This window comes from Guptibacillus hwajinpoensis (assembly GCF_001039475.1).
Lineage (GTDB): Bacteria > Bacillota > Bacilli > Bacillales > Guptibacillaceae > Guptibacillus > Guptibacillus hwajinpoensis.
The window spans coordinates 19,935-29,619 of sequence record NZ_LELK01000002.1 but is presented as its reverse complement, the minus strand read 5'-3'; the positions used below and the strand labels follow the sequence as shown (position 1 = coordinate 29,619).

Genomic DNA, 9,685 nt, shown 5'->3' with positions numbered 1-9,685 from the left:
ATGGTAGTTGGGGGATCTCCCCCTGCAAGAGTAGGACGTCGCTGGGCAATGATGAAAAGTCAGAGATCAAATGATCTCTGGCTTTTTTTATGTGGTTTTAACTCACATATGCTGCATTAAAAAGATATCGCGGATATAATTTCAAATTCGTGGATAAAATGGTGAGAATCGCGGATATATTTCTGTTTTCGCGGATATATCCAGAAAAACGCGGATATATCGAAAATATCGCGGATAACCCCCCACCCCCCTCATATTCACCCACTTATTTTCTCATTTCTAAGAAGTCATATAGCAAACGTGGCACTTTTCCTGAAGTAACCTCTAGAAACCGTAATATAAATGGAAGATCTACAGACTCCTGTGTATGAAAAAGATCACCCCACCACTCCGTTTCATACCGGCAAATCATACTTAAGTTGTAAAGAATGAGGTAGTGAGCCATGATTTCAGTAATAGGATTGTACTGTGTTCTTTCTGCAGGGAGGTATAGGTCTTCTAGGGTAGATAGGAAGGGTCGCTTATACAAGTTGTTCCTAAACCCTTCCTCAATTCTTAATGTTAATAGATCACGACTTTGTTTATATACGTTTATTTCTCCTTTCCCGTGTTGCTTAAGAAAAGATTCAAACCTCTCAGTCGTCATATTAAGGGAGTCAAGAATATCTGATTGAATTGCGAAAGAAGTTGAAGTAAGAGGTATTGCTCTATAGCAAACAGTCTTGTTCGTTATTCGTTCAAATAGTGTACCCATCTCAGGAATAAGTGATAGTACGTCTTCCATTCTGTATTTTTCACCTTCAACTTGTTTCATATGAAACATTTTTCTTGAAAAGTATTCGAAAAGACCATTTTTCTGACCTTTAACTTCGTCCTGCATAAATGAATAATGACGCTTTTTCCGTTTTCTAGACGTTACACCATGTGCAAGAACGTGGGTATCCCCTGGATAATTTGGATCAAGTGTGAGCAAACATGCTTTCAACAGTTGGATCATTCCATAGAATAGCAAAATTGGTTTTAATTCGACTTCAGCAGTTGCTGCATGACGATAATAGCGCTCACCATATTCAATAAAGTAAATAAATCGATAGCAAGCGTCATAGCTTTTGCGTTCTGCATCTGGTATTTCACTGTTAGAATAACATCGCTTTAGATATTGCTGAACATAGGATGCAGATTGAAATTCATAATTTGTTGTACGGTGATGTCCAGAATATCCCATAAGATCCCTCCATGTTTGATAATTCAAACTTATTCAATCTTTCTTGACAGTAGTTTAACCAATTGATAAGCTACTAATAAAATTTCGGACAAATCGATTAGAGGAGGATGAAAGGGATGTGGGAAACAAAATTTGCAAAAGAAGGGTTAACCTTCGATGATGTATTATTAACGCCAGCTTTTTCAGACATACTACCGCGTGAAGTATCTGTAAAAACTCAATTAACAAAGAACCTAGAGTTGAATGTTCCTATTATTAGTGCAGGAATGGATACAGTAACAGAAGCTCCAATGGCTATCTCAATTGCACGACAAGGTGGACTTGGTATTATCCATAAGAGTATGTCGATCGAGGAACAGGCTGAGCATGTTGATCGTGTTAAGCGTTCCGAGAGTGGTGTTATTACTGATCCTTTCTTCCTTACCCCAGAGCATCAAGTATTCGATGCAGAACATCTAATGGGCAAGTATCGTATTTCAGGTGTTCCAATCGTCAATGACGATCGAAAGCTAGTTGGTATCCTTACTAATCGTGATCTTCGATTTATCGAGGACTATTCTATTCATATCAAAGAAGTAATGACGAAAGAAAATCTTGTTACTGCTCCAGTTGGCACAACACTAAAAGAAGCAGAACGTGTTCTTCAGAAGCACCGTATTGAAAAGCTTCCACTCGTTGATGATGATGGTACGTTAAGAGGACTTATCACCATTAAGGATATCGAGAAAGTTATTCAGTTCCCTCAATCTGCTAAAGACAATAGGGGAAGACTTCTTGTAGGAGCTGCAGTGGGCAATACAACGGATGCTTTAAAGCGAGTTGAAAAGCTAGTTAAAGCAGGTGTTGATGTCATTGTACTTGATTCTGCACATGGTCATACAGAAGGGATCATGACGAAAGTATCTGAAATACGTAGCGCATTTCCTGACCTTTCCATTATTGCTGGTAACGTAGCAACTGCTGAAGGAACAAGAGCCCTTATCGAAGCAGGCGCTGATGTTGTAAAGGTAGGTATTGGACCAGGTTCCATTTGTACAACTCGTGTTATTGCTGGTGTTGGTGTACCACAAATTACAGCTATCTATGAGTGTGCAACTGAAGCACGCAAGCACGGTATTAGTATCATTGCAGACGGAGGCATAAAGTTCTCTGGCGATATCGTTAAAGCCATTGCTGCAGGTGGGCATGCAGTTATGCTAGGTAGTATTCTTGCAGGCGTAGATGAAAGTCCAGGTGAGCGCGAAATTTACCAGGGTCGTCAATTCAAAGTCTATCGTGGTATGGGCTCAATTGGTGCAATGGAAAAAGGCAGTAAAGATCGTTATTTCCAGGAAAATATGTCTAAGCTCGTTCCTGAAGGAATTGAAGGCAGAGTACCTTATAAAGGACCACTAAGCGATACAATTCATCAGTTAATCGGTGGACTACGTTCAGGTATGGGCTATTGTGGAACAAGAACACTTAATTCACTACGTGAAGACAGTCAGTTTGTTCGCATTACAGGTGCAGGTCTACGTGAGAGTCATCCACACGATGTTCAGGTGACGAAAGAAGCACCAAACTATTCGGTTTAATAGTACTTTTGACTGAAGATTAGAAGTGTCTGTGACAAAAATAGATCAATACATGCGAAAAGTAGATAGGGGGGCTTCCTCTATCTATTTTTTTAATTTTAGGTGTGATAGAATAGCGGTTATGTGAGACTTATTTGGAGGTGTAGGGGTTGAAAAACCTTGGTTTAAAAGCCATGATCGTAACTATGGCGTTTGTATTACTATTAGCAGATACATTTGGTGGAGGCAGTACTGCAACGGCTGCAGAAGCGCCAGAAATCAATGCAGAAGCAGCGATCTTAATTGACGCGAATTCGGGTAAGATTCTATATCAAAAAGATCCTGAATTAACGCTTTCACCTGCAAGTATGACAAAAATGATGTCGGAATATTTATTACTTGAAGCAATTAGCAAAAACGAAATTGCGTGGGATGACAAGGTTTCCATCAGCGAGACTATACATAAGCTCTCCCAAAACCGTTCTCTTTCAAATGTGCCACTTCGTGTAGATGAAAAATATACAGTAAAAGAATTGTATGAAGCTATGGCGATTTATTCTGCAAATGCGGCAACTATGGCCCTTGCAGAGCATCTGGCCGGAAGTGAAACAAAGTTCGTAGAAATGATGAATGCAAAAGCAAAAGAAATGGGTATGACGGAATATAAATTTGTAAATAGCTCAGGGCTAAATAACAGAGATCTAGTTGGAAACCATCCTGCTGGCGGACCTGAAGAAGAAAATATGATGTCTGCACGTTCTACTGGACTTCTTGCTTATACCTTAATAAAAGATTATCCAGAAGTATTGGATACAGCAAGTATTGCAAAGAAAACGTTCCGTGAAGGAACTTCTGATGCAATAAATATGGAAAACTGGAACTGGCTACTTCCGTCACTTGTTTATGCAGATAAGTATAAAGTAACAGGTATTGATGGACTTAAGACAGGCACAACAGATCTTGCTGGCTCCGCCTTTACAGGAACTGCGAAACAAGGAGATCTTAGACTGATCACGGTCGTAATGAAGACAGAATCGCATGAGGCTCGCTTTAGAGAAGCTTCAAAGTTACTTAATTTTGGATTTGATAATTTTGAATCGCAAGCATTTGTGCAAAAAGGCGATAAGGTAAAGAAGGATTCAACAGTTGATGTGGTAAAAGGGAAAGATAAAGAAGTTTCCGTTGCTGCTGGTGAAACATTTAGTGTCGTGGCTGAAAAAGGTACAGAGTCCCCTTATGAAATCGGCTATGAATTAGATAAATCTCTTCTAACAGATGATGGAGAATTGACTGCACCGATTAAAGAAGGAGATCAAGTTGGTAAAGTTGTCTTAAAATCAACTGGTGAAAACTTTGGCTATATAACAGGTGACAAGGGTTCATCTGTTCCACTTGTAGCAACTGATTCTGTTGAAAAAGCTGGCTGGTTTACGCTATCGATGCGTGCGATTGGTGGGTTCTTCGGAGGAATCTGGACGAGTGCAGCGGATGCAGTAAAAGGATTATTTAGTTAATAAAATCAAACAATAATGGAAAAAATACTCTTCGACTATCCAATCGGGGAGTATTTTTTTAAAATCTTTTGTGAAATCAACGAACATGTAATAGGACAAGTCCTCAAAAAATGTTACAATAAAGGCGTTTGATAGAGAAGTGTAAGCAGAAATTGTTTTCTACTATAGATATGGGAGGAATATAGATGAATCAACAAACAGGTACAGATCGTGTAAAACGTGGTATGGCTGAAATGCAAAAAGGCGGCGTCATCATGGACGTTATCAATGCAGAACAGGCAAAGATTGCAGAGGAAGCTGGCGCAGTAGCAGTCATGGCGCTAGAACGCGTTCCTTCTGATATTCGTGCAGCAGGTGGCGTAGCACGTATGGCTGATCCTACTATTGTAGAGGAAGTCGTGAATGCTGTTTCTATTCCAGTTATGGCAAAATGCCGAATCGGACATATTGTGGAAGCGCGTGTTCTTGAATCAATGGGAGTAGACTACATCGATGAGAGTGAAGTATTAACTCCTGTTGACGAAGAGTATCACCTTGATAAGCGCAAGTACACTGTTCCTTTCGTATGTGGTGCACGTAACCTTGGTGAAGCACTGCGTCGCGTAGGTGAAGGTGCTGCAATGCTTCGTACAAAGGGTGAACCTGGAACAGGTAACGTTGTTGAAGCTGTGCGTCATCAGCGTCTTATTCAATCCCAAATTCGTAAAATTTCAAGCATGTCTGAAGATGAACTAATGACAGAAGCGAAAAACCTTCAGGCGCCTTTCGAGCTTCTTCTTCAAATTAAAGAGCTTGGACGTCTTCCAGTTGTAAACTTCGCTGCTGGCGGCATCGCAACTCCTGCAGATGCAGCACTAATGATGGAACTTGGTTCTGACGGCGTATTCGTTGGTTCTGGTATTTTCAAATCTGATAACCCTGAGAAGTTTGCTAAAGCGATCGTAGAAGCAACAACTCACTATCAGGATTATGAATTGATTGCAAAAATCTCTAAGAACCTTGGAATCGCAATGCCAGGTATTGAGATTTCTTCACTTAAGCCAACAGAGCGTATGCAAGAGCGCGGCTGGTAAAAAACATTGATCCCCCACCTGAGCAATATAAGGTGGGGGTCTTGCTTAGATTAGATATAAGGAGTCGAGAGCATTATGGTGAAAGTCGGTGTCCTTGGACTGCAAGGAGCAATCCGTGAACATGTGAAAGCACTTGAAACAAAAGAAGCTGAAATTGTAGTTGTAAAGCGCATTGAGCAGCTTGAGGATCTAGATGGTCTTGTGTTGCCAGGTGGAGAAAGTACAACGATGCGTCGATTAATTGATCAATATGGATTTCTTGAGCCGTTAAAAGCGTTTGCGGCTGAAAAGCCTATCTTTGGTACTTGTGCAGGGCTTATTCTTCTTTCAGAACGTATTGAGGGACTTGAAGGATCTCATATTGGCGTAATGGATGTAACGGCTAAGCGTAACGCTTTTGGCCGTCAGCGTGAAAGCTTTGAAGCCCCATTACCTGTTAAAGGGTTGGATGAAGACTTTATTGGTGTGTTTATTCGTGCTCCATATATTGAAGAAGTAGGAGAAAATGTCGAAGTGCTTGCTACATTTAACGACAAAATTGTAGCTGCACGAGATGGACGTTTCCTCGCATGTGCTTTCCATCCAGAATTAACAGATGATGATCGTATGCATCAACTATTTATTGATATGGTTCTTGAATTTAAGAAAGAAGGACTTGCAACGAAGTAACTTTTCGTGTAAATTATAACGTACCAAGTAGCAGAGTATACAATCTCTGCCTGAAACGAATGATAAACGAAAACGTTGACGGGAAATAGTAATAGATGTTCAATGCCAAGAGAGTCGATGTATGGTGTGAATCGATCATTGAGCCCTGTGAATCCATCCCTGAGTAGAAAGCTGAATGAAGTACGCTTTCTCGGAGCAGACCGTTATTCTGTTAAGAGGCAGGCAATTGTCTGCAATCAGGGTGGCAACGCGGGTAGCTCTCGTCCCTTTATAGGGACGGGGGCTTTTTTGTATTCAAAAAGACTCTTTTCTAAAAGATTATTGTTTTTGAAAAGGGATTTTAAATAGCCGCACATCTAAGTTGATTGGAGCGGAAGGTGCTCGACTCCTGCGGGATGAGCGGGACAGGTGAGACCCCACAGGCGCGTAGCGACGAGGAGGCTCATCGCCCGCCCCGCGGAAAGCGAGCATCCTGGAGCGGAAATCAACCACTACTCTTATTGCTAAAGCAACAATGTTTACGAAAAAGTCATTCATAAACATCTAGCCTATACCCAAGATTTGTCCGTTAACTCGTTTATCATTCTAAAAAAGGAGGAATAAGCATGATCGATTTAAAGTATTTGCGTAAGAATTTTGAAGAAGTGAAAATGAAGTTATCTAAGCGTGGAGAAGATTTAGTAGGTCTTGATCGTTTTGAAGAACTGGATCAGCGCAGAAGAGATCTTATTGCAGAGACTGAGCAGTTAAAAGGACAGCGTAATGAAGTTTCTAAGAATGTTGCTGTCTTTAAACGTGAAAAAAAGGATGCGGATCACTTAATTACTGAGATGCGTGAAGTAGGCGATAAGATTAAGACGATTGACGAAGAACTGCGCACTGTTGAAACAGAACTTGAGCAAATTCTTCTTCAAATTCCAAACATCCCCCATGAGAGCGTTCCAGTTGGTGAAACAGAAGAAGATAATATTGAAGTTCGTACGTGGGGTGAGAGAAAGGATTTCACTTACGAGGCGAAACCGCACTGGGATATTGCGACAGATCTTAACATCATTAACTTCGAACGTGCTGCAAAAGTTACAGGAAGCCGATTTGCTTTCTATAAAGGAGCAGGAGCACGTCTAGAACGTTCTCTGATTAACTTCATGATGGATCTTCATGAATCTGAGCATGGATATGAAGAAATTCTTCCTCCATACCTTGTGAATCGTGAAAGTATGACTGGTACTGGTCAGCTACCTAAGTTTGAGGAAGATGCTTTCAAAATTCGCGAAGAAGATTATTTCTTAATCCCTACAGCAGAAGTACCAGTGACAAACTTCCACCGTGATGAAATTATGGATGCGGAAGACCTACCACTTGCTTACACAGCTTTTAGTGCGTGTTTCCGTTCTGAAGCGGGATCTGCAGGACGAGATACGCGTGGGTTAATCCGTCAGCATCAGTTTAACAAGGTAGAGCTCGTACGCTTTGTAAAGCCAGAAGATTCTTATGATGAACTTGAGAAACTAACTGGACATGCTGAGAAGGTGCTTCAACTACTGGAATTACCTTATCGCGTGATGAGCATGTGTACGGGAGATCTTGGCTTTACAGCAGCTAAGAAATACGACATTGAAGTTTGGATTCCAAGCTATGGAACGTATCGGGAAATTTCTTCTTGCAGTAACTTTGAAGATTTCCAGGCACGTCGAGCAGGCATTCGTTTCCGTAGAGAGAAAAACGGGAAGCCAGAATTCCTTCATACATTGAACGGATCAGGGCTTGCGATCGGAAGAACTGTTGCGGCAATCCTTGAGAATTATCAGCAGGAAGACGGTTCTGTTATCGTACCAGAAGTATTACGTCCATATATGGGTGGCCGTGAAGTTATTAAATAATGATCTAAAGAGCAGAGAACCTTCTCTGCTCTTTATTTTTAAGATGCAGTAGTGTATAGTGAGAGAGGTTGATCTGAGCGACGTATAAAGTAAATCAAATTCTTTTAAAAAAGTTTTGAGATATCGTTGACATTATTTTAAGACGGTGATATTATATTACTTGTCGCAGTTAGTTAATAACTTAATAACACGGAGGAATACCCAAGTCTGGCTGAAGGGATCGGTCTTGAAAACCGACAGGGGCTTAATCGCCCGCGGGGGTTCGAATCCCTCTTCCTCCTCCATTTACTAATTAATAACCAACGCGCATATAATTTGGAGATTATATCTGACCACTGTCATCGCCGACAGTGGTCTTTTTTATGTTCAAAAATTAGCGTATCAAAAAAAGCTATCCTAGATGGATAGCTTTTTTTATTAGGATCTACTTAATGAAGGAATCTGATGGAACTTCTGCTCTATGCGCTTTAAGATAAGTTCTACAGAAGAGGGATCATTGACGAGATCATACTCATTAATGTTTAAACGAAGGATTGGACACGCATTAAAGCTGTCAATCCAGTTTGTATATCGCTGGTACATCTCTTCCCAGTAAACTGTTGGCGTTTGTTGCTCCATTGGACGTCCGCGTTCCTTAATGCGACCCACTACATCATCAAATGATCCTTCAAGGTAGATCATTAAGTCAGGATGTGGGAAGAAAGGTGTCATCACCATTGATTGAAAAAGGTTTGTGTACGTGTCGTAATCGACGCTCGACATTGTTCCTTTTTCGTAATGCATCTTCGCGAAAATGCCTGTATCTTCATAAATGGAGCGATCTTGTACAAATCCGCCTCCATATTCAAACATTCTTTTCTGTTCCTTAAAGCGTTCTGCAAGAAAATAGATTTGCAAGTGGAAGCTCCAGCGAGAAAAGTCGTTATAGAACTTTTCAAGGTAGGGGTTATTGTCGACTTTTTCTAGTGACGTTCTAAACTGTAGCGCATTTGCTAGTGCATTGGTAATCGTAGATTTCCCTACTCCTACTGTGCCTGCAATGGTAATAACGGCGTCTTGCGGGATGTTGTATTTCTCTCTGAGGTTCATTTAACAGGGTCTCCTTCTTTCAATGTTTGTTCGAGGGTTTTGAAGATCGTGTGCAAATCCTGCTGATTCGACACAAAATCCATCTCGTCTCCATTGAAACGCAGCACTGGAATATCCGGATGGTGTGCTTCGAACTCCTGCATAAATCGTTCATAATCAGAAGAAAGGCGTTCAAGATAAGCAGGATCGATGCTCTTCTCAATCTGTCTTCCTCTTTGGGAGATACGATTTAATAGCGTTTCAAGGCTAGCATTTAAATAAATGATTACGTTCGGTTCAGGCATTCCCTCGGTTAAGATGTCGTAAATCTTCATGTATTTAGAAAAGTGCTTGTCACTGAGCGTTTGTTGGGCGAAAATTTTATTCTTAAAAATGTGGTAATCAGAAATAACAGGAAGCTGATTTGATAGATATTTCTTATCCATCTCTTCTAATTGTTTATATCGATGGCTGAGAAAAAACATCTCGGTTTGGAAGCTCCACTCTTCAATGTCATCGTAAAACTTACCTAGAAATGGATTCTCTTCTACGATTTCTTGAAAAAGCTCAAATTGGTAATGAGCAGAGAGTGCTCGCGATAGAGAAGTCTTTCCAACACCGATTGGGCCTTCGACGGCAATAAATGGGGTCTGGTTCATACGTATCCTCCTCCGTCGTTTCTATAGCAGACCTTACTTATCTT

General features: G+C 40.8%; 8 protein-coding genes, 1 tRNA gene and 1 other annotated feature. Of the genes, 6 read left to right on the top strand and 3 right to left on the bottom strand.

Annotated features, from left to right (window positions below; translation table 11 throughout):
• Positions 1-265: 265 nt before the first annotated feature.
• Entirely contained in the window at positions 266-1,225 is a 960-nt protein-coding gene (locus tag AB986_RS10440) for a YaaC family protein (protein WP_048311096.1), read from the bottom strand.
• Between the two features lie 116 nt (positions 1,226-1,341).
• On the opposite strand from AB986_RS10440, the gene guaB reads away from it, so the two are divergent.
• The 6 genes from guaB (at position 1,342) to AB986_RS10410 (ending at position 8,198) form a co-directional block, all read left to right on the top strand.
• Positions 1,342-2,799: an IMP dehydrogenase gene (guaB, locus tag AB986_RS10435; RefSeq protein ID WP_048311095.1), complete on the top strand. Its 1,458-nt coding sequence runs from the start codon at positions 1,342-1,344 to the stop codon at positions 2,797-2,799.
• A 149-nt stretch (positions 2,800-2,948) separates the two neighbouring features.
• Positions 2,949-4,292, top strand: a complete 1,344-nt coding sequence (locus AB986_RS10430) for a D-alanyl-D-alanine carboxypeptidase family protein (protein WP_236690367.1) — start codon at positions 2,949-2,951, stop codon at positions 4,290-4,292.
• A 185-nt stretch (positions 4,293-4,477) separates the two neighbouring features.
• On the top strand, positions 4,478-5,365 hold the full coding sequence (gene pdxS, locus AB986_RS10425; protein ID WP_048311094.1) for a pyridoxal 5'-phosphate synthase lyase subunit PdxS: 888 nt from the start codon (positions 4,478-4,480) through the stop codon (positions 5,363-5,365).
• A 75-nt stretch (positions 5,366-5,440) separates the two neighbouring features.
• Positions 5,441-6,034, top strand: coding sequence for a pyridoxal 5'-phosphate synthase glutaminase subunit PdxT (gene pdxT, locus AB986_RS10420; protein WP_048311093.1), 594 nt, complete (start codon positions 5,441-5,443; stop codon positions 6,032-6,034).
• A gap of 66 nt (positions 6,035-6,100) precedes the next feature.
• Positions 6,101-6,305, top strand: a binding site (T-box leader).
• Between the two features lie 334 nt (positions 6,306-6,639).
• A complete protein-coding gene (gene serS, locus AB986_RS10415) occupies positions 6,640-7,914 on the top strand; it encodes a serine--tRNA ligase (RefSeq protein ID WP_048311092.1) in 1,275 nt (424 codons plus the stop codon).
• Between the two features lie 191 nt (positions 7,915-8,105).
• Positions 8,106-8,198: transfer RNA gene (locus AB986_RS10410), tRNA-Ser, on the top strand.
• Positions 8,199-8,331: 133 nt separating this feature from the next.
• Here the strand turns inward: AB986_RS10410 and AB986_RS10405 are convergent.
• Both AB986_RS10405 and AB986_RS10400 read right to left on the bottom strand, forming a co-directional pair.
• On the bottom strand, positions 8,332-9,003 hold the full coding sequence (locus tag AB986_RS10405) for a deoxynucleoside kinase (RefSeq protein WP_048311090.1): 672 nt from the start codon (positions 9,001-9,003) through the stop codon (positions 8,332-8,334).
• Complete coding sequence (locus tag AB986_RS10400; RefSeq protein WP_048311089.1) at positions 9,000-9,641, bottom strand: deoxynucleoside kinase; 642 nt, start codon at positions 9,639-9,641, stop codon at positions 9,000-9,002. The genes AB986_RS10405 and AB986_RS10400 overlap by 4 nt, the downstream gene beginning before the upstream one ends.
• Positions 9,642-9,685 lie beyond the last annotated feature (44 nt).